Annotated in this window: 21 protein-coding genes; 6 read left to right on the top strand and 15 right to left on the bottom strand. The window is 74.9% G+C overall.

Annotated elements, in window-relative coordinates:
- Window positions 1-79 precede the first annotated feature (79 nt).
- From ACGF1Z_RS01890 to ACGF1Z_RS01855, 8 genes are all read right to left on the bottom strand, one after another.
- Window positions 80-1,240: an oxygenase MpaB family protein gene (locus ACGF1Z_RS01890; protein WP_392998816.1), complete on the bottom strand. Its 1,161-nt coding sequence runs from the start codon at window positions 1,238-1,240 to the stop codon at window positions 80-82.
- Window positions 1,241-1,282: 42 nt separating this feature from the next.
- A complete protein-coding gene (locus ACGF1Z_RS01885; RefSeq protein WP_392998814.1) occupies window positions 1,283-2,338 on the bottom strand; it encodes a polyprenyl synthetase family protein in 1,056 nt (351 codons plus the stop codon).
- Window positions 2,331-2,612: a polyprenyl synthetase gene (locus ACGF1Z_RS01880; protein WP_392998812.1), complete on the bottom strand. Its 282-nt coding sequence runs from the start codon at window positions 2,610-2,612 to the stop codon at window positions 2,331-2,333. Before ACGF1Z_RS01880 ends, ACGF1Z_RS01885 begins: the two co-directional genes overlap by 8 nt.
- Window positions 2,613-2,714: 102 nt before the next feature.
- Window positions 2,715-2,876, bottom strand: coding sequence for a hypothetical protein (locus ACGF1Z_RS01875; protein WP_392998810.1), 162 nt, complete (start codon window positions 2,874-2,876; stop codon window positions 2,715-2,717).
- A gap of 49 nt (window positions 2,877-2,925) precedes the next feature.
- Window positions 2,926-4,578, bottom strand: a complete 1,653-nt coding sequence (locus tag ACGF1Z_RS01870) for an acyl-CoA dehydrogenase family protein (RefSeq protein WP_392998808.1) — start codon at window positions 4,576-4,578, stop codon at window positions 2,926-2,928.
- Window positions 4,562-5,179: a TetR/AcrR family transcriptional regulator gene (locus ACGF1Z_RS01865; RefSeq protein WP_392998806.1), complete on the bottom strand. Its 618-nt coding sequence runs from the start codon at window positions 5,177-5,179 to the stop codon at window positions 4,562-4,564. Before ACGF1Z_RS01865 ends, ACGF1Z_RS01870 begins: the two co-directional genes overlap by 17 nt.
- Window positions 5,180-5,234: 55 nt before the next feature.
- Window positions 5,235-5,747 (bottom strand): hemerythrin domain-containing protein, encoded by a 513-nt coding sequence (locus tag ACGF1Z_RS01860; protein ID WP_392998804.1) that lies wholly within the window; start codon window positions 5,745-5,747, stop codon window positions 5,235-5,237.
- 63 nt (window positions 5,748-5,810) lie between these two features.
- Window positions 5,811-6,395, bottom strand: coding sequence for a TMEM165/GDT1 family protein (locus ACGF1Z_RS01855; RefSeq protein WP_392998802.1), 585 nt, complete (start codon window positions 6,393-6,395; stop codon window positions 5,811-5,813).
- Window positions 6,396-6,714: 319 nt separating this feature from the next.
- Here ACGF1Z_RS01855 and ACGF1Z_RS01850 point away from each other — a divergent pair, with 319 nt between their 5' ends.
- Genes ACGF1Z_RS01850 through ACGF1Z_RS01840 form a run of 3 tightly spaced genes read left to right on the top strand, consistent with a single transcriptional unit; the run spans window position 6,715 to window position 9,872 of the window.
- The gene (locus tag ACGF1Z_RS01850; RefSeq protein WP_392998800.1) at window positions 6,715-7,311 is read left to right on the top strand and encodes a TetR/AcrR family transcriptional regulator; all 597 of its coding nucleotides are present in this window, start codon (window positions 6,715-6,717) and stop codon (window positions 7,309-7,311) included.
- Window positions 7,308-8,690, top strand: a complete 1,383-nt coding sequence (locus tag ACGF1Z_RS01845; protein ID WP_392998798.1) for an MFS transporter — start codon at window positions 7,308-7,310, stop codon at window positions 8,688-8,690. The genes ACGF1Z_RS01850 and ACGF1Z_RS01845 overlap by 4 nt, the downstream gene beginning before the upstream one ends.
- Before the next feature lie 39 nt (window positions 8,691-8,729).
- Entirely contained in the window at window positions 8,730-9,872 is a 1,143-nt protein-coding gene (locus ACGF1Z_RS01840) for a PP2C family protein-serine/threonine phosphatase (protein ID WP_392998796.1), read from the top strand.
- A gap of 221 nt (window positions 9,873-10,093) precedes the next feature.
- Here ACGF1Z_RS01840 and ACGF1Z_RS01835 read toward each other — a convergent pair whose 3' ends face one another.
- The 6 genes from ACGF1Z_RS01835 to ACGF1Z_RS01810 form a co-directional block, all read right to left on the bottom strand.
- Window positions 10,094-11,458, bottom strand: coding sequence for an NtaA/DmoA family FMN-dependent monooxygenase (locus ACGF1Z_RS01835; RefSeq protein WP_392998794.1), 1,365 nt, complete (start codon window positions 11,456-11,458; stop codon window positions 10,094-10,096).
- Window positions 11,455-12,585 carry an LLM class flavin-dependent oxidoreductase gene (locus tag ACGF1Z_RS01830; protein WP_392998792.1) on the bottom strand — a complete coding sequence of 377 codons (1,131 nt, stop codon included), beginning with the start codon at window positions 12,583-12,585 and terminating at the stop codon, window positions 11,455-11,457. The genes ACGF1Z_RS01835 and ACGF1Z_RS01830 overlap by 4 nt, the downstream gene beginning before the upstream one ends.
- A gap of 230 nt (window positions 12,586-12,815) precedes the next feature.
- Window positions 12,816-12,902 (bottom strand): putative leader peptide, encoded by an 87-nt coding sequence (locus ACGF1Z_RS01825; protein ID WP_393000270.1) that lies wholly within the window; start codon window positions 12,900-12,902, stop codon window positions 12,816-12,818.
- Between the two features lie 231 nt (window positions 12,903-13,133).
- Window positions 13,134-13,718 carry a nucleosidase gene (locus ACGF1Z_RS01820; protein WP_392998790.1) on the bottom strand — a complete coding sequence of 195 codons (585 nt, stop codon included), beginning with the start codon at window positions 13,716-13,718 and terminating at the stop codon, window positions 13,134-13,136.
- Between the two features lie 73 nt (window positions 13,719-13,791).
- On the bottom strand, window positions 13,792-15,189 hold the full coding sequence (locus ACGF1Z_RS01815; protein WP_392998788.1) for a VWA domain-containing protein: 1,398 nt from the start codon (window positions 15,187-15,189) through the stop codon (window positions 13,792-13,794).
- The gene (locus ACGF1Z_RS01810; RefSeq protein WP_392998786.1) at window positions 15,186-16,055 is read right to left on the bottom strand and encodes an AAA family ATPase; all 870 of its coding nucleotides are present in this window, start codon (window positions 16,053-16,055) and stop codon (window positions 15,186-15,188) included. The genes ACGF1Z_RS01815 and ACGF1Z_RS01810 overlap by 4 nt, the downstream gene beginning before the upstream one ends.
- Before the next feature lie 305 nt (window positions 16,056-16,360).
- On the opposite strand from ACGF1Z_RS01810, the gene ACGF1Z_RS01805 reads away from it, so the two are divergent.
- Window positions 16,361-17,521 carry a PP2C family protein-serine/threonine phosphatase gene (locus ACGF1Z_RS01805; protein WP_392998784.1) on the top strand — a complete coding sequence of 387 codons (1,161 nt, stop codon included), beginning with the start codon at window positions 16,361-16,363 and terminating at the stop codon, window positions 17,519-17,521.
- Window positions 17,522-17,604: 83 nt separating this feature from the next.
- Complete coding sequence (locus ACGF1Z_RS01800) at window positions 17,605-17,982, top strand: luciferase family protein (protein ID WP_392998782.1); 378 nt, start codon at window positions 17,605-17,607, stop codon at window positions 17,980-17,982.
- Between the two features lie 88 nt (window positions 17,983-18,070).
- On the opposite strand, the gene ACGF1Z_RS01795 is transcribed toward ACGF1Z_RS01800, so the two are convergent.
- The gene (locus ACGF1Z_RS01795) at window positions 18,071-18,559 is read right to left on the bottom strand and encodes a PaaI family thioesterase (RefSeq protein ID WP_392998780.1); all 489 of its coding nucleotides are present in this window, start codon (window positions 18,557-18,559) and stop codon (window positions 18,071-18,073) included.
- Window positions 18,560-18,671: 112 nt separating this feature from the next.
- On the opposite strand from ACGF1Z_RS01795, the gene ACGF1Z_RS01790 reads away from it, so the two are divergent.
- The gene (locus tag ACGF1Z_RS01790) at window positions 18,672-19,145 is read left to right on the top strand and encodes a winged helix-turn-helix transcriptional regulator (protein WP_392998778.1); all 474 of its coding nucleotides are present in this window, start codon (window positions 18,672-18,674) and stop codon (window positions 19,143-19,145) included.
- Window positions 19,146-19,256: the final 111 nt, after the last annotated feature.

Raw genomic sequence — 19,256 nt, 5'->3', positions numbered from 1 at the left:
CGGCCGATCGACGCGGCCTCGGCAGTGAACACGCCGGGCGCGGTCGGGACGCCGGCGGGCAAGGGGCTGCCGGGCCGGATCAGGAGAGCACCGGCGGCGGCGGGCTCCACCTGCGCGAGCGGGAGACCGCGGAGGACATGCCGTAGTCCTTCCTGAGGTGCTCCGGGATGGCGTAGTGCATCACCCGGCCGCGTGTGAGCGAGGACAGTTCGAACTGCGTCGTGAGGTGCCCGAGCCGGTCCAGGATCCAGGCGGCGAGCGGCGAGCGGTCCTCGACCGTCTCCACGGCGCCCAGAAGATGCGGCACCGCCTTGACGACCGTGTCCCAGGAGGTGCGGGGGACCTCCAGCCAGTCGGCGCAGGTGTCGCCCACCAGGTGACGGACGAGCGCGGAGACGATCGGGTCGAAGAAGGTGCCCGGCACGACCTCCTCGTACAGCTCGATCAGCTGCCGGGTCAGCAGCGCCCCGTCCGGCGACGGCCCCATGTGCCGGAGCATGTAGAGGTCGAGGAACCGGCGCGACTCGTCGAGGTCCTTCGGCACGGCCTCCTGGTCGACGCCCAGCATGGCGCCGACCACCCGCCACGCGTAGGCGTAGGCCTCCGCGCCCTCCGTCGACATGTGGATGCCCAGCCGGTGCAGGCTGTCGAGGACGAGCATCGAGAAGAACATCTGCCCGCCGATCATGTCCTCCTGGCAGATCGGCAGTCCCAGACCGGCGACGTCCCAGCGGTCCTCACGCCGCAGATGGTGCCGGATCGAGGCGTGCAGCAGCCGGACCTTCTGCGCGGCGGGCACGAAGCGGCCGCCCGCCTCGAAGGCGTCCGGCCGCATCAGGTACACCGTGAACTGGCCGGTCTCCGCCATGCGCTTGGCCGGGTACTTCAGCCCGTGCGTCGTCGCGAGCAGCCGCGCCACGTGCGGGACGAGATAGCAGGCGGGCATCGCCGCGAACGACAGCGCGGTCGTGATGTGCACGTCGTTGTCGGTGAAGAAGAGCCGGGCCTTCTCCATCTCGCCCCAGTCCACCCAGCTCGGCGGCGCGGCCGTGACGTGCAGGTACTCCCGGGCGACCTCCGGAAGACCGTCCGGCAGCGGAGCGCCGGCCGTGGAGACGTACCGCATCAGGGTGTTGAAGACGCCGACCTCCCCGCGTTCGAAGAGGGTGGCGACCGTCGCGTCGGCGAGTTCGTCGCCGGCCTGGCGCAGGGCGTCCATCGACGCCTCGGTGTGGATCATGCGGGCTCCTTCGGGGCCACCGGAGCGGGCTCCGGTACGGGGTCAGGACAGCCGGGTCGACGCGGAGTGCGCCAGGGAGGTCAGCGCGGCGACCGCCGGCGGCGGTGCGTCGAGCTCGTCGAGGACGCGGAGCGACTCCTCGACCCGGGCGGCGATCAGGTGCTCCACGCGCTCCGGGGCCCTCAGGCTCCGCATCAGCGCGCGCACCTCGTCCGGGCCCGTGTCCCCGTCGGGGCCGTCCACCGCGAGCAGCGCGCGCAGCCGCTCGCGCCCGCCGGTGTCCGCGAGCCGCCAGGTCTCCGCCAGCAGGGCGGTGGGCCGGGGCCCGCGCAGGTCGTCGGCGGTCGCCTTGCCGGTGTGCGCCGGGTCCCCGAATAGACCGAGCAGGTCGTCACGCAGCTGGAAGGCCTCGCCGAGCGGTAGCCCGTACGCGGAGTAGCCCTCGCGCAGCTGGGGGGCGGCCCCGGCCAGGGCGCCGCCGATCAACAGCGGCTGCTCGACGGTGTACTTGGCGGTCTTGTGGCGGATCACCTTGAGCGAGGTCGCCAGGTCCGGCGCCGCGCCCGTGTGCAGGATCTCCAGGCACTCCCCGGCGACCAGGTCCCGGGCGAGTGCCGCCCACAGCGGGCGCGCCCGGCCCAGGAAGGCGGCCGGCAGCCCGCTGGTGACGAACAACTGCCCGGCGAGCGACATCAGCAGGTCCCCGACGAGCATCGCGAGCGCCCGGGCGGCGCCGGCCGCCTCCGGATGGCGGGGCACGGCGGAGCGCAGTGCCTCGTGCGCGGTGGGCCGCCCGTGCCGCAGGGGACTGGCGTCGATCAGGTCGTCGTGCACGACCGCCGCCGCGTGCACCAGCTCCATGGAGGACGCCGCGCGCACCAGCGCGTCGCTGTCCGGCTGTCCGCCGCCCCGCCAGCCCCAGTAACAGAACGCGGCCCGCAGGCGCTTGCCGCGGGCGACCGCGGTCTCCAGCTGCTCGGCCACCGGCGCCAGGGCAGGGTCGACGTCGACCAGGTGGTCCGCCTCCTCGGCGACGAACCGGTGCAGCACCCCGTCGACGCGGGCCTTGAACGCGGCCGGGTCCCAGGCCTCAGCCATCGTCGCGGGCCCGCCGCTCCCGCACGTGCCGGGCCAGCACCTCCAGATGGGCCGGAGGCGTCGCCGCGTACCGGTCGAGGGCCAGCCGCCCGCGTGCCACCAGGTCCCGCTGGGCCTCCTCCACCAACTGCACGGTGTCGGAGCGCCGCAACAGCCCCCGCACCGTGCCCAGGGCCGAGCCCAGCGTGCTCACCGCCAGGTCCGCGAGCCCCGCCACGAGCAGCACCGCCTGCTGATCCCCGGCCTCGCCGCCGCCGTCCGTTCGTAAGGTCATGGATCAAGCGTGGCGAGGCTCCGGCACGGTAGGCGGGGGAAACTCACGAACGAGTGAACGCGTCGTCCGGTCCCGGCCCGTCGCGGTCGTTCTGCCCGGTCGTCAGCTGCCCGTCAGGTGGTCCTCCGCCACGTGCGTGTGCAGCCGGACCCCGGTCGCCGGGGTGTCGTCGTCCGCGCGGAAGTGCGGACGGTGGTCGGTGACGATGCCGCGGCCGGGCCCGCACCCGCCCGTCGCGGTGACGGGAACGACCGGCGGGCCCACGCGCGAGCGCTCTGCGGACGCTTCCCGGGAGGCGACGCCCGCAGAGGGCTCAGGCCCCGGCGAGGACCGGCGCGCCGCGCTCGATGATCGCCGCCGTGTCCAGACCCGGCGGGAGCGTCCCGAAGGCGATCCCCCAGTCCGAGTCGAGCCGCGAGGCGCAGAAGGCGTCGGCGATCGCCGAATGCCCGTGCCGGACCAGCAGCGAGCCCTGGAGGACGAGGGCCAGGTGCTCGACCAGACGGCGGGCCCGGTACTGCAGGGCCGCCGGGTCGCCGAGGCCGGCGAGCTCCTTGCGCAGACGGCCGACCGCCGCGTCCAGGCGCCGGTCGGCGCCGGCCGCCCGGTCCACCTCGGCGAAGAAGGCCTCGACGGCCGCGGGCTGCCTGGCCATCGCGCGCAGCACGTCGAGCGCCGCCACGTTGCCCGAGCCCTCCCAGATGGACGGCAGCGGGGACTCCCGGTAGAGCCGGGGCAGGCCCGAGTCCTCGACGTAGCCGTTGCCGCCCAGACACTCCAGTGCCTCGGCCGCGTGGACCGGTGCCCGCTTGCACACCCAGTACTTGGTGACGGCGAGGCCGAGGCGCCGCAGCTGCTCCTCTTCCTCGTCCCCCGCCGTCGCCCGGTCCACGGCGCCCGCGAGGCGCATCGAGGCGACCGTCGCGGCCTCCGCCTCGACGGCAAGGTCGGCCAGCACGTTGGTCATGAGCGGCTGGTCGCGCAGCCGGGCGCCGAACGCGCTGCGGTGGGTCGCGTGGTGGACGGCCTGGACCAGGCCGAGGCGCATCCCGGAGGCGGAGCTGAGCGCGCAGTCGAGCCGGGTCATGTTCACCATGCGGATGATGGTGGCGACGCCGCGGCCCTCCTCGCCGACGAGCCGGCCGAGGGCGCCCTCGTACTCGATCTCGCCGGAGGCGTTGGAGCGGTTGCCCAGCTTGTCCTTGAGGCGCTGGAAGCGGATCGCGTTGAGCGAGCCGTCCGGGAGCACCCGCGGCACCAGGAAACAGGACAGCCCGCCCGGCGCCTGGGCGAGGGTCAGGAAGACGTCCGACATCGGGGCCGAGGTGAACCACTTGTGCCCCGTCAGGGCGTACAGGCCGGCCTCGCCCGTGGGGACCGCTCGGGTGGTGTTGGCGCGGACGTCGGAGCCGCCCTGCTTCTCCGTCATCGACATGCCGGCGATGATCCCGCGCTTGGTCGTCGGGACGCGCAGGCCGAAGTCGTAGTGCGGGGAGGACAGCAGCGGCTCGTACACGGCGGCGAGCTCCGGCTCGGCGCGCAGCGCGGGCACCGCCGCGTAGGTCATCGAGATCGGGCACAGGTGCCCGGGGTCGGCCTGCCCCCACACGAACACCTTGGCGGCGCGCGCCACGTGGGCCCCCGGGCGTCCGTCGGACCAGGGAGCGCCGTGCAGTCCGTGTCGCACGGCCACGGTCATCAGTTCGTGCCAGTACGGGTGGAACTCGACCTCGTCGACCCGGTTCCCGTAGCGGTCGTGCGTGTGCAGGACGGGGGAGTGACGCTCGGCGAGGCGGCCCCACTCCTGAGCCTCCCGGCCGCCGGCCAGCACGCCCAGCTCGCGTACGTCGCTCTCGGCCCAGCCCGCGCCCTCGCGGTGCAGCGACTCGAGGAGCGCCGGGTCGGCCGAGACGTCGTGACCGGTGAGCGGCGGAACTTGGTTCGTGACCTCATGCGTGGTCGGCATCGGCTACTCCCAGGGCTCGCAGGGTGAAGGTGACCAGGGCAGGAACGGTGCCGGGGCCGGGGGCCCCTTCCGTCAGCGGGCCGATCAGGGCCTCCGCGCCCGCGCCGACGAGCGCGGAGGCGGTGAGCCGGGCGTCCTGCGGCGGCAGCTCGCCGTCCCGCACGCCGGCGGCGATCCGCTCGGCGAAGACGTCGCGGAAGGCCCGCCGGAAGACCAGCCGCTCGGCGTCGACGGCCGGGTCGACCGGCTCGGCGAGCAGCGCGTAGGCGAGCCGCGGCGCCTTCAGGGCGCGGCTCGCGAAGGTCTCTATGACCGCGACCACGCGATCGGAGGCCGTTCGGTGTGCGGCGAGGGCGGCCGCTTCGGAGACCGCCGCGACCTCCCGTCCCACGACGGTCCGGAACAGCTCGACGGAGAGCTCGGCCTTGCTCGGGAAGTGGCGGTAGACGCTCCCGGTGGCGATTCCCGCCCGTGCGGCGACGGCGGCCACGGTGCAGCCGGCGTAGCCCTGCTCGGAGAGCAGACCGAGGCCCGCCTCGACGACCGCGGTGCGCTGTGCGTCGAGACGGGCCTGGACCGCGGGCGTGCGCCGGTAGGGCATGGAAGAAGTGAAGCAGTGATTCACACCTTCATCAAGAGATCCGACGTGGACCCGCTCAGCGTTCCGTCAGGTCCCGCAGGGCGAAGTCCTCGGGCAGCGGCTCGTCGAGCGCGTTCAGCGCGGCCACGAGCTTGCGCTCCTCGAAGGTGAAGTGGGACTCGACCAGGGCGACGAGCCCGTCGAGCTCCCCGTGGATCCGCCGCACCTCGGCGGGGTCGGGCTCGGGGCCGGTGCCGAGGCCGTCGACGAGCTTCCGGACGGCCGTGAGCAGCTCCGTCACCTGCTCGTGGTCCCGGGAGAGCTCGTCGAGCACGGGACGCAGCTCGGGGTGGCGCCGGGCCAGCGCGGGGAAGACCCCGTCGTCCTCGGCGGTGTGGTGGCGGGTCAGGGCGGAGCAGAACGCGAGGCAGTGCGCGCGCAGTTCGCGGGGGCGCGGACCGCCGGCGGCGAGATGCCCGGCCACGTCCGCGCGGAGGCGGGCCAGCTCCTCGCGGAGGTAGAGGTGGACATCGACGAGTTGGTTGCCGAACGCCTGGAGGCGGTCGGTGGGTTCGGAAGGGACGGACATGCCCGCATCGTAGGGCGGCGGACATGTCCCGGTCCCCTCCCCGGCGGACCGGGGCGACGGGCGTCAGCCGGTGAAGATCTCCGTGACCGACCAGAGGGCGAGCGCCGCCATGCAGATGCCGCCGATGCGCTGGACCGTCTTCAACGGGACGCGCTTGGCGATGAAGCGGCCGGCGACGAGCGCGAGCGCCGAGACGCTCATCAGGGCGGCGGCCGAGCCGATCGCGGTCGACCAGGTGCCGTTGGTCGCCGCGAGGTTGGCGGTGGTGATCTGGGTCAGGTCGCCCCACTCGCTGATGAACACGGCCATGAAAGCCGTCGAGTAGACGGGCCAGAAGCCGGTCACGGTCCTGCCGCCGGCGTCCTCCTCGCCCTCGTCGTCCCCGCCGCGCAGCAGCATGAAGGCGCCGAAGCCGAACATGAGGGCCGAGACGAGCTTGACCGACCAGCCCGGGAGAAGGCCGAGGAGGCTGCCGGCGCCGACGGCGATGGCCACGTGGACGACGAAGGCGGTGGAGGTGCCGAACCACACGTACAGCGGACGCATGCGCGTGCCCATGGCGAGGGACGCGAACATCGTCTTGTCGGGAAGCTCGGCGAGGAAGATCAGCCCGAAGGCGGTGATGATCGCCAAGGGGTCGAGGTGCATACCGGGGCTCTCTGCTCGGACCGGGCCCGGGCCCGGCACGGCGCCTCGTGGGCGACGGGAGGACCACTCGGCCCGGCATGACGGTCCACGTCCACAGATGTGCGGACGTGGCGTACTGCCTGGCCGAAGGTCTCGCCCACCCGCGTCTCCGCAAGGGCCCGGTCACCGGGAACCCGGAGGTTCCAGTGTGTCGACGACCGGTTCGCAGGGCTACTCCCCTTCGCTGTGCACCAGTGTAACGGACCGTGCGGGTGATCTTCGCAGACACCGTCTACGCGCCGTGTAGACAGTGTCTACTGACATCGGGTACACAGGTGCCATGACCGCAGACCCTCCCGAGACCGGACTCCGCGACCGGCTCGTCCGCACGGGCGTCGAGCTCGTCGACGCCGAAGGCGTCCAGGCCCTCTCCCTGCGCGAGATCGCCCGTCGCGCCGGCGTCTCCCACGGTGCGCCCCGGCGGTACTTCCCCACCCACCTCGACCTGCTCTCCGCCATCGCCCACGAGGGATTCCGCGAGCTCGGCGCCCGGGTGGCGGCGGTGACCGAGGACGAGCCGCGAGCCCGGATCGCGGCCCTCGCCGGCGTCTACCTCGACTTCGCCCACCACCGCGGCGGGATGTACGAGCTGATGTTCCGCCACGACCTGCTGGAGAGCGGACGGCTGGGTCTGCGCGACACCAGCCTCCCGCTCTTCGCCCACCTCGCCGAGCTCGTCGCCCGCGCCCGGCCGGGCCTCGCCGACCCCGCGGTCGTGGCCGGCGCCCTGTGGGCCAACCTCCACGGCCTCGCACAGCTCAGGCGCTGGGGCAGCCTCCGCCTCGCGACCGGCACGGAGGACATGACCCCGATGCTCGCCGCGACACTCGACGCGCACCTCGGACCGGGTGCCGGCGCCTCGGGCGGCGGGCGATGAGCGGACCTCCGGGGCGTCCTTCCGCGTTCCACCGCCCGCTCGCCCTGACCTGCAGCGTCGTCGGCGCCGCCGTGGTCGCGGTCGACGGGACCGTGCTGACCATCGCCCAGCCCGCGCTCCAGGCGGACCTCGCCGCGGACACCGGGCAGGTGCAGTGGACCAGCACCGGCTACCTCGTCGCCGTCGCCAGTCTCCTCGTCTTCGCCGGGAGGCTGGGGGACCGCTACGGACACCGGCGGCTCTTCGCCCTCGGCTGCCTCGGCTTCGCCGGCGCCTCCGCCGGGATAGCCCTGGCGCCCGGCATCGGCTGGGTCGTCGCCCTCCGGGTCCTCCAGGGCGTCGCCGGCGCTCTGCTCCAGCCCGCCACCCTGGGGATGCTCCGCGCCGCCTTCCCGCCGGAACGGCTCGGAATGCCCGTCGCCCTGCGCACCAGCGCCATCGGCCTGGCGGCCGCCGCCGGACCGCTGCTCGGCGGGCTGCTCGTCGACGCCTACGGCTGGCGGGCGGTGTTCCTCATCGGCGTGCCCCCGACGCTCGCGATCGCCCTGCTGTGCCTCGCCGTTCCCGAACCGCGCCGGGAGCCCGCGCCGGGCGTCGGCGCGCTCGACCTGCCGGGCGCCTGCCTCCTGGGCCTCGCGCTCGCCTGCCTCGTGCACGCGCTCGTCCAGGGGCCCGTCGCCGGCGCCGCGCCCGTCCTCGTCCTCGCGGTGCTCGCCGCCGTGGCCTTCGCCGGACACGAACGGCGCACCCCGCACCCGCTGCTGCCCCCGGACATGCTGCGGCCCGGCCCGGTCGTCGCCGGCCTCGGCGCCCTGGTCGCGGTGTCGGCAGCCCTCTCCGGCACGCTGTTCACGGCCACGTACCTCCTCCAGGACACCCTCGGCCTCGGCCCGCTGCCCACCGCGCTGCGGATGCTTCCGCTCGCCCTGCTCGTAATCGTCGGCGCGCCGCTGAGCGCCCTGCTGAAGAAGCGGGTGGGCGCGCGGGCCACCGCCACCGGCGGCGCCGTCCTGCTCACCGCCGGCGTGCTGCTGCTCGGCCGGCCCGTGGTGACCGCCTCCGGGCTCGCCACCGGCGCGTGCGCCGCGCTGATCGGCGCCGGCTTCGGGGCCGTCATGGTGACGGCCACCTCCGTCGTCGTGCACCACGCCGCGGCGGAGCACGCCGGAGTCGCCGGCGGGCTCCAGCAGACCGCCATGAACACCGGCCCGGTCGTCGGGGTCGCCCTGGCCACCCTGCTCCTCGCCTCCGGCGCCGCACTGCCCGCCCTCGCCGCCGTCGGCGCGCTCGCCGTACCGGCCGCGCTCCGCCTGCCCGGGGTGCCGAGGCAGGAGCAGGGCGCCCGACGGCGGGTCGCGGACACGCCAGCGGGGCCGTAACGCCCGCGTACGGCCCGCTTTCCTACGTACGATCACGGAATGCCCAATGGTGGTCGCCTCCCCGCCGTGACGAAGACGAGCACCGAGTTCAACCTCGGCCTCGCGCTGCCCCTCCTGGCCCTCGCCCTCGTGGCGGCCGCCGATCTCATCACCTCGCAAGGGCAGCACTTCGACCGGCTGCTCGTCATCGGTCCCGCGCTCGCCGCCATCACCTGGAGCGTGCGCGGCACCCTCGCGATCGGTCTGGTCGCCATGGCGCTGAGGGTGGTCCTCGGGGTGGCCCAGCACGATCCCGTGACGGACGTCGTCGCCGCTGAGCTGGTCCTGGCCGCCGTCACCGTCGCGGCGCTGTGGGTCAGCGGGGTCCGCACCCGCTACGAGCGCGACCTGAGCGAGGTCACCGCCGTCGCCGAGGTCGTCCAGCGGGTGCTGCTGCGCCCGCTGGCACCCCGTCTCGGCACGGTCGAGCTGCACCTCCTGTACGTCTCGGCCGCGGCCAAGGCCCGGATCGGCGGGGACTTCTACGAGGCTGTACGGGTCCCGGGCGGAGTCCGCGTCATGCTCGGCGACGTCCAGGGCAAGGGCCTCGGCGCCGTCGAGACCGCCTCGGTCCTGCTCGGTGCCTACCGCGCCGCCGTCACCGAGGCGCCCGACCTCGGCGCGCTCGCCGACCGGCTCGAAGAGGGGCTGCAGCGCTACGGGGCCTGGGATCCCGACTCCGACGCCGCCGAGCGCTTCGCCACCGTCCTCCTGATCGAGCTGCGCGACGACCTGAACCTGGTGCGCCTCCTCAGCTGCGGCCACCCGGCCCCCCTGCTCCAGCACGAGGGCCGCGTGCGTGCCGTCGACTTCACCGACCCCTCCCTGCCCGTCAACCTCGCGGGCCTGTACGCCTCCCGGCACCACATCGAGGAGGTACCGTTCGGGCCGGGGGACCGGCTCCTGCTGTTCACCGACGGGGTGAGCGAGACCCGCGACCGCGCCGGTGACTTCTATCCCCTGGAGGAGCGGCTGGGCGGCTGGGCGGACGAGCCCGCGGAGCGGGTGCTGACGCTGCTCCACGAGGACCTCGCGGTCTACGGGGCGAGCGGCCTCGACGACGACGTGGCCGCGCTGCTCGTCGTGCGCCCCCCGGAACCGGCCGCCCCGCGAGCGGCGGAGGCGCCGGCCGCCCTGCCGTAGCGGCCCCGGACCGCCTTCGGGCGTGCGGAGCCGGACGGGCGCTGCCGTCCCCGCACGGGTCGGCCCTCTCACCGGTCCGGGCGCCGACCATCGTGGCCTCCGCCGAGGACGCTCCCGCACCGCTCGAACCGCCGCCCGGCCGAACGGGTGGTACGGCGCCGCGGGGCGGGAGCGGGCCGGGCGACGGCCCGGCCCGCTCCCGGCGGAGACCCGGGGCTCGGTCAGGCGAGCGGGGCGAGGCCCAGGTGCTCCCGCAGCGTGCTCCCCGTGTACGCCGTCCGGTAGACCCCGCGCTCCTGGAGCTCCGGGACCAGCAGGTCGACGATGTCGTCGAGACCGTCCGGGATCAGATACGGCGAGACGTTGAAGCCGTCCACCGCACCGTGCCGGGCGAAGCGCGTGAACCTGGCGGCGAGTTCCGACGGCGTCCCCACGTGTCCGCGCTGCGGCCCCAGTTCGATGACGGTCTCCCGAAGCGACCAGCCGTTCGCCTCCGCCTTCGCCCGCCACTCGGCGACCACCGTCCGGGGGTCGGCGATCCGGGACGCGCCGAAGGCCCCGGTGTTCTCCAGCACCACCGGGTCCTCCGCGGGCAGTGGTCCGTCCGCGTCCCGGTCGGAGAGGTCGAGATTCCACACGCGGCCCGCGACGGCGAGGGCCGTCGCCGGGGTGACCTGCTCCTGCCGCACCCAGCGCGCCTTCTCCTCGGCCTCCTTCTCCGTCGCCCCGATGATGATCTCGGTGCCCGGCAGGATCCGCAGCGCGTCCTCCGGCCGCCCCGCCGCGCGCAGCCGGCGCCGGATGTTCCCGGCGAACGCCAGCGCGTCGTCGAAGTCCTGACCGTGCGCCGAGAAGATGACGTCGGCGTTACGCGCCGCGAAGTCCCGGCCGTCCGGCGAGTCGCCCGCCTGGAAGATCACCGGATGCCCCTGCGCACTGCACGGCAGCGTGGGGGTCAGGTCCACGTCGAACTGCGCCCCGGCGGCCCGCACCCGGCCGATCGTGCCCGGCACCGACCAGGTGCGGGCATCGGCCGAATCGGCCACCGCGCCGTCCGCCCAGCCGTTCCAGACCGCGCGGGCGACGCTCAGGAACTCCTCGGCGCGCCGGTAGCGGTCGGCGTGGTCGAGGAAGCCGCCGCGCCGGAAGTTGGCTCCGGTCCAGGCGTTGTCGGTGGTGACGACGTTCCACCCGGCCCGGCCCTCGGAGAGCAGATCGAGGCTCGCGAGCCGGCGGGCGAGGTCGACCGGCTCGTTGAACGTCGTGTTGGAGGTGGAGACCAGACCGATCCGGTGGGTCACGGCGGCGAGCGCGGACAGCTGGGCGAGCGAGTCGGGACGCCCCGCGACGTCCAGCTCGTGGATCTCGCCGCCCGTCTCGCGCAGGCGCAGCCCGTCACCGAGGAAGAAGGCGTCGAAGAGCCCGCGTTCCGCGGTCTGCGCGACCCGCCGGAAGGAGGCCGGGTCGATCTGCGAGCCGCTGTCCGGATGGGACCAGATGGTCCAGTGGTTCACGCCCTGGAAGAAGACGCCGAAATGCAGCTGGGCGTCGGGGCGGGGGACGTCGTACGGGTCGGTGGCGGTCATCGGTTCCCCTCCCGGGCGGGCGTGGCGGCGGCGGTGGCGAAGCGGCTCTCGGGCCGGGGGAGTCCGAGCGAGGTCCGGAGCGTCGCACCCGGCAGCGGACGGGCGGCCACCCGCCGGACGAACAGGTCGGGAAGGACCAGCCGGGAGAGCACCGCCAGGTCCTCGTCGAGCACCAGCGGGTGCAGCCGCACGCCGTCCACCAGGGCGCTCAGTTCGTCCAGGAGCTCGACGAGCCCCTGGGCGGAGCCGGTGTAGCGCAGCCGTCCCGGCGGCCGGCCCGGGTCGGAGTCCCAGGACGCGAAGCGCTCCAGGTCGGCGATCCGCTCGGCGGCCGACTCGTCCGGGGTGTCCAGGGCGACCTCGATCTCGGCGAAGGCGAGCGGCGCGCCGGAGGCGGCTGCCGCCCGTCCGAGGAGCGCGGGGGAGGAGCCCTCGACCAGGGCGACGTCGACCAGTTCCGGAGGGACGAGCCCGGCGGGGGCGAGGACGACGGGCCGCCCCTGCGGCGGGCGGGGCACGATCGCCGGGCCCTTCACGCTGTACGTCTCGCCCGTGAAGTCGACGTAGTGCAGCCGCCCGCGGTCCAGGTAGCGGCTGGTGGCGACCGAACGGATGACGGCGTCGTCCTCCCACGAGTCCCACAGGTCGCGCACCACGCGCAGTCCGTCCACGGCCTCGCGGCGCAGCGCCGCCTCGCCCGCGACGAGCGGCCTGCCCCAGGCGCGGGCGGCCTCCGGGGCGTCCTCCACCCCGACGACCCAGCCGGCCCGGCCCACCGAGACGTGGTCGAGCGAGGCGAGGCGGGTGGAGACGTGGAACGGCTCGGCGTAGGTGGTCGCGACGACCGGGGCCACCCCGATCACGCTCGTGGACGCGGCGATGAAGGCCGCCCGCTCCACCGCGCCGATGCGGCCCGCGGGACCGCCCGAGGCCGCGGAGCCGGGCGGCAGGATGCCGTCGTCCAGGGTGACCAGGGTGAAGCCGGAGTTCTCGGCGACGGCAGCGACCCGGGCGGCCCGGCGGGGGCTCAGCAGTGCTCCCGGAGCGTGCGCGGCCCGGCGCCAGGCGGCCGGGTGGGCACCGTCGCCGTCGATCTCGACGGCGAGGTGCAGGGCGGGGTGAGGCATGGAGGTCCTTCCGAACGTCGGGCGGCACGGCGGACCGTCGGCACGGCGGCGGGGGAGCGGACGGCACGAGGGCGAGTGACACGCCGGGGCGCTGCGGCGACGGGGCGATGCAGCGGTACGGCGGCTCGGGCCGTGGCGTCTCGGGGCCCCGGCGCTCTGCGGTGCGTCAGCGGATGCGCGGCGTGCGACGGGCCGTCACCGCGGCGCGGGTGCGCGGCGGCGGGGCGGGGTCAGCGGTGCGCGGAAGGACAGATGGCGGAGGCGGTGCGGCACAGATCGACGTGCCGCCGCCAGCTCAAGCGCGCCCCGGAGGTCACGGCACGACGGCCACGGCGCTGCGCGGCGATCGGTGCGTGCACGGGGGCCTCCACGGGTCCGGAAGGGAACGCCCCAGCTTAGGCAGGGGCGGTTCCGGAATGTCAAGGGACACCGGGAGCCCCGGGGAGGGAACTCCCGTTGGCCGGCGGCGCGTTCGTCGGGACGCGCCGCCCGGGGGCGGGTCCGCCGCGGGGCACCCGGCGGGCGCCCCGTGTTCGGGTCCGGCCGGGTCAGCCGCGGTACGGGGTGTTCGCCTCGGCCCAGTCGGCCAGGGCCCGGGCGCACTCGGCGACCGACTCGCGCCAGCTGCGGGCCGCCCCCTCGCCGGCCTCGTCGCTCACGTGCTTGACGATCCGCAGCGGGACCCCGGCGAAGGCGGCGGCGGTCGCGAGGGCGTAGCCCTCCATGTCCACCAGGGCCGCCCGCAGCGCCAGCCGCTCCCGGGCCGCCTCGTCCGCGATGAACGCGTCACCGGTCGCGAGGACGACCTCGCCGCCGGTCGGCAGGGCGATCGGCGCCCCGTAGGTCTCGCCGGTGAGACTGGCGAGCAGCTCGCCGTCGAGGTCGTGCTGGATCACGGTGCCGACGACATGGGTGCCGGTCCAGCCGGGGCGCAGCGCGCCCGCCGTGCCCAGGTTGACGACCTCGGAGGGGAGCGGCCCGCGGGCGAGGGCCGTGGCGAGCGCCGTGGCCGCGTTGACCTTGCCCATGCCGGTCAGCAGCACCGGCAGGTCGGTGTCGAGATGCTGCGCCTCCTCCTTGACCGCGAGGACGAGCAGGGGACGGCCGGCCGTGATCTCACCCAAGAGTTCCATGCGGGCCACGCTACCCGGTGCGGGACGATCTCCCCTGATCAGGCCGCTGCCACCGGTCCCGGGAGCGGACGGCTCAGACCGGGAGGAGCCGTCCGACGAGCTCCGCGAGCTGCCCCGCGTTGCGACAGGATCGCATGTCGACCAGCTCGCCGTAGGCATGGGCGACCGAGTCGCCGGTGGACCACAGCGCGGGCTGTTCCGGATTGAGCCAGTACACGCGCCGGGCCCGGTCCGCGAGGAACTTCAGGGCGGGCAGGTTGGGGTCGCTGCGGTTGGTGCGGGCGTCGCCCAGCACGAAGACGACGGTCCGGGGGCCCAGCGCGTCGGCGTAGCGCTCGGTGAACTCGCCCAGCGCCGTCCCGTAGTCGCTCTGTCCGTGCCAGCCGGTCAGCGTCGCCTCGGCGAGGATCCGCTCCCCGAGCCCCGCCGGGTCGCTCCGGCCGCGGGCGACCAGGTCCGTCACCTCGTCGACGCGGTTGACGAAGGCGAACACCCGCACCCGGCTGAACTGGTCGTGCAGGGCCTGCACGAGCAGCATCGTGAAGTGCGCGAAGCCGGCCACCGAGCCCGACACGTCACAGAGCAGGACGAGGTCGGGCCGCCCGGGGCGGCGGCGCCGCAGCACCGGCCGCACGGGCACGCCGCCGGTCGACAGCGAGCGCCGCAGGGTGCGCCTCAGGTCGATCTCGCCGCGCGCGGCCCGGCGGCGGCGCGCGGCGAGCCGGGTGGCCAGCGTGCGGGCCAGGGGCCGGAGCGTCCGGCGGAGCTCCTCCAGCTGCTCGCGTCCGGCCAGCAGGAAGTCGACCCGGTCCGGGGTCGCGGCGACGGCCCGCCTGGCCACCTGCTCGCGGCCCTGCCGCAGGGCCACCCGGCGGCGGGCCTCGGTCCGCACCCGCTCCCGGAAGTCCTCGATGCGGCGCCGGATCTCGTCGTCCGTGAGACGGTCGCCGAACTCCGGATCCCGGCCGCCGCCCTCGCGCAGCGCGGCGCGGACCCGGGCGAGCAGGGTCTCGGGCCGCAGCCGGGACAGCGTCTGGTGGGAGGACCAGCCGTCCGAGCCGGGCGTCGAGCCGAAGCCGCCGAGCGCGCCGACGGCCTCGCCGGCGAGCGTCGTCAGCGCGGTCGCGTCGGCCGCGGCGAGGGCGGCGACGAGCCGCTCGCGCAGCCCGGCGAGGGCGGCCGCGGGATCGTCGTCCGGCAGACCCGGCTCGTGCTCCGGCGTCCGCCCCTCGACGAGCGGGAAGTACAGGTCGAAGACCCGGTCGAACACCCGCCGCTGTCCCTCGCCGTGGAGCAGCGTCGCGGCGAGCGCCTCGCGCATCCGCTGCCGGTCGTCGAAGCCCACGGCCTCCAGCGCGAGGCCGGCGTCGACGGTCTCGCCCGTGCCGATGCGCAGGCCGTGCGCCCGCAGCGCCCGGACCAGGCCGGTCACCCGGTCGGCCGCGCCGGACCGCTCGGGGGCGGCGTTCACACCGCGCCCAGGTCGAGCTTGGCCGCCGCCTGCCGGATGTCCTCCTGGTGCTTGAGGATCACGCCCAGGCTGTCCCGTACGACCTCCTCGGAGAGGGTGTCCGCGCCGAGCGCGAGCAGCGTGCGGGCCCAGTCGACGGTCTCGGCCACGGAGGGCGCCTTCCGCAGGTCCATCGCGCGCAGCGCGCCGACCACCCGGACGACGGAGGCGGTCAGCGCCTCGTCGATGCCGGGCACCTTGGCCCGGACGATCCGGCGTTCCAGTTCCTCCTCGGGGAAGCCGATGTGGAGGAAGAGGCAACGGCGGCGCAGCGCCTCCGAGAGCTCGCGGCTCGCGTTGGAGGTGAGCACCACGAAGGGGCGGCGGGTGGCGGTGATGGTGCCGAGCTCGGGCACGGTCACCTGGAAGTCGCTGAGGACCTCCAGGAGCAGCCCCTCCACCTCGACGTCGGCCTTGTCGGTCTCGTCGACGAGCAGCACGGTCGGCTCGTCGGAGCGGATCGCGGTGAGCAGCGGGCGGGACAGCAGGAACTCCTCGCCGAAGATGTCGGTGCGGGTCTCGTCCCAGCTCTCGTCGCGCCCCGCGGTGATCCGCAGCAGCTGCTTGGCATGGTTCCACTCGTAGAGCGCACGGGCCTCGTCGACGCCCTCGTAGCACTGCAACCGGACCAGCCGGGCCCCGGTGACCTCGGCGACCGCCTTCGCGAGCTCCGTCTTGCCGACCCCCGCGGGTCCCTCGACGAGCAGCGGCTTGCCCAGCCGGTCGGCGAGGAACACGCTGGTGGCGACCGCGGGCGAGGCCAGGTAGCCGGTGGCGGCGAGCCGCGCGGCGACGTCGTCGACGGAGCTGAAGTATCCGGTCGTCATGAGAAGTTCCCCCCCCGGAGTGCGCTTGGGTTACCCGCCAGTAGTCGCAGCGTACCGTCAGCCGCGGACCCGGGCACGGCTCACCGGCGCAGAGCGCGGATCCCGTCCCCGGAGCCGGGAGACCCCGCCGCGGCCGCCGCCGGGATCTCCGCCGCGGCCCGGCGCGACCCGGCGCCCCGGGCCGCTCGGCGTTCGCCGCTCCCGGGCGACACGGAGGGTGACCCGCGGCGGGTCCGGGGGTGCCGCGCGCGGGCCCGGCGGCCCGCTGGTGGAATGGGAGGGAGTCCAACGGCGGTGGAGGCGCGGTGTCGGAACGAGCGGGGGAGCGGTCCTGGCCGGAGGGGGAGTACGAGGCCGCCCTCGCCAGGATCGACGCCCTGGAGCACGCCGCCGCCGAGATAGGCACCCGGCTCGACGAACGGACCGTCTGCGCCGAACTGGCCGGGTTCCTGGTACGCAGGGTGGCCGACGCCGCGGGGGTCGACCTCCTTCCCCCGGAGGGCGCCGATCCCGCCCCAGGCGCCTCCGTCGTCGGGCGCGGGGCGCTCCTGGACGGGACCGGCGACGACGGTGCGCCGCACGGCTCCCGGGTGCTGGCCCGGCCGCTCGTGACCGGGAACGGCGAGGAGCTGGGGAGCGTGCGGGTGGCCCGGGCGTCCGGTGCGTTCTCCGCGCACGAGTCGGCCGTCGTCTCCCACGCCGCGCGGCTCGCCGGTCTCCACCTCGGCCACGCGCGCCGGCTCGCCGCCACGGAGGCCACCGCCCTGCACCTGCAGCGCGCCCTGGTCGCCGAGCCGGGGCGTCCCCACCCCAATCTGGAGATCGCCGGCCGGTACCTCCCGGCCGGGCCCCGCACCCTGGTGGGCGGGGACTGGTTCGAGACCGTCCGGCTGCACTTCGGGCGCAGCCTCCTGGTGGTGGGGGACGTCATGGGTCACGGCCTGGACGCCGCGGTCGACATGAACGCCTACCGGACCGCGTTGCGCGAGGTGGCCGCCACCGACCTGCCGCCGCACCGGGTGCTGCGTCAACTCGACGCCGTCGTCGCCGAGGACGAGGGCCGGCGCCCCGCGACCTGCCTGCTGATCCAGGTCGATCCGGCACGGTCCACGGCCACCTTCGCCAGCGCCGGGCACCTCCCGCCGGTCGTCTTCGGCGCCGACGGGTCGGCCGGACTCGTCGGCCTGCCGGTCGGCCCGCCGCTCGGCACCGGGCTCGGCGGCTACGAGCCGGAGGTCCGCACCCTCGGCCCGGCCGACACCCTCCTGCTCTTCACGGACGGGCTCGTGGAGCGGCGCGGTGAGGACATCGACGTCTCGCTGGCCAGGCTCGCCGCACTGCGCCTGCCGCCGGGCTCGGGGCCGGAGGCGGTCGTCGACGAGGTGCTGCGGAGGCTCGACGCAGGCACCGCCGAGGACGACGTCGCGGTGCTCGCGGCGCGGGTCCGCGAACGCCCCGTGGCGTGAACCGAGTCGACGATTTCCAGCCGAGGCGGGATTGTTTCGGCAGGACGCTTGTGCAGGCCCTTCCGGCGCGGCACGCTCCTCGTATGAACACAGCCAGGCACGCCAGTGAACGCCTGATGAGCTGGCCCTCGCTGACCGCCGGACGCACGCCGTGCGGTGCCGAGCTCGGACTGCGCACCGCGACGCAGGAGATCGTGCACTTCCACGGTGAGCACGAGGCCGAGGTCCATCTGACCCGTGCCATGATCGCCCGGCTCCGGCCGGCCCTCCTGACATCGAGTGCGCTGCGCCTGCGGGCCGGTTCGGGTTGGGTGACGGTCCGTCTGGACATGGGCTCGGACATCGACCTGCTCGCCACCCTGGTGAGCGCCGCTCTCCAGGCCACCGGAGCCCCCTACCCCGCCGACGACCTCGCGCCCGACCACTGCACCCGCACCGGAAGCCCCTTCGTGTGCTCCTGAAACCCCACTGACCGGACCCGTTCCGGCCCGGCCCCGGCGCCGGTCCGTGCTCGCGCGGGCCGGCCGCGGACCGACGGGACGGGCCCGTTCAGCCCACCGGGAACAGCATGCAGGTGCTCGTCGCATGCCCGAGCAGGCGGTCCTGGTCGTCGTAGAGGCCCGCCTCGGCCAGTGCCGTTCGCTTGCCCGCGCTCAGCACCGTGCCGATCGCCCGCACCTTGCCCGTGTGCATCGTGATCGGGCGCAGGAAGCGCGTCGACAGGTCGAGCGAGGTGTAGGCCATGCCCTGCGGCAGCGTCGTGTGCACCGCGCAGCCGGCCGCCGAGTCGAGCAGGGTCGCGTAGACCCCGCCGTGCACGCTGCCGATGGGGTTGTAGTGCTCCTCGCCCGGCTCGAACGAGAACACCGCGCGGCCGTGCTCGACCTCGTCCAGGCCGAAGCCGATCAGTGCGCCGATCGGGGGCCCCGGAAGGCGCCCCGCGATCAGCTCGCGGAGGAAGTCCAGACCGGCCATGCGGGCGGCGGCCCCGGCGGTGGCCGTCGCGTCGTTCCAGTGCACCGTCCGTGTCCGTTCCATCACCGGTTCCCTCCGTCCGGGGCCGGGTGCCCCTCATCTGACTTCGAAGATCGAAGCTAGATGTCCGTCCAGCTGACTGTCAATGCCGTAGCCAGCTGTCTACAGTGTGACGATGGACTACCTCGACATGGACACCGAGAACTGCCCGGTCCGCCGCGCGCTCGACCTGGTGGGCGAGAAGTGGTCCCTGCTGATCCTGCGGGACGCCTTCAACGGGGTGCGCCGCTACGACGACTTCCGCCGCCACATCGGACTCTCCGAGGCCGTCCTCGCCGACCGGCTGCGCAAGCTCGTCGCGGCGGGCGTCCTGCGGGTGGAGCCCTACCGCGAGCCCGGGGCCCGCACCCGCTCCCAGTACCGCCTCACCCCCAAGGGCCGCGACCTGTGGCCCGTCCTGCTCGCCCTGAAGCAGTGGGGCGATCTCCACGCCGGGGATCCCGCCGGCACTCCCCTCGACATCCGGCACGCCGACTGCGGGGCTCCGGTCCGCGTCGAGGTCGTCTGCTCCGGCGACGACCACGCGACCCTCAGCACCTACGAGGTGACCGTCCGGTCCGGCCCCGCCGCGCGGCTCCGCAGCGCCTGACGGCGCCGTCGCCGCGCGTTCACGCGCGGTCCGGCCACCCTGCCCGGCATGGTGACGGGTTCGACTCCTGCACCCGTTCGGCGGCATGCCGGACGGGTTCGGCCGGTCGGC

Source organism: Streptomyces sp. NPDC048018 (genome assembly GCF_043202995.1).
Taxonomy (GTDB): Bacteria; Actinomycetota; Actinomycetes; order Streptomycetales; family Streptomycetaceae; genus Streptomyces.
This window is presented reverse-complemented; position numbering and strand designations above follow the sequence as displayed.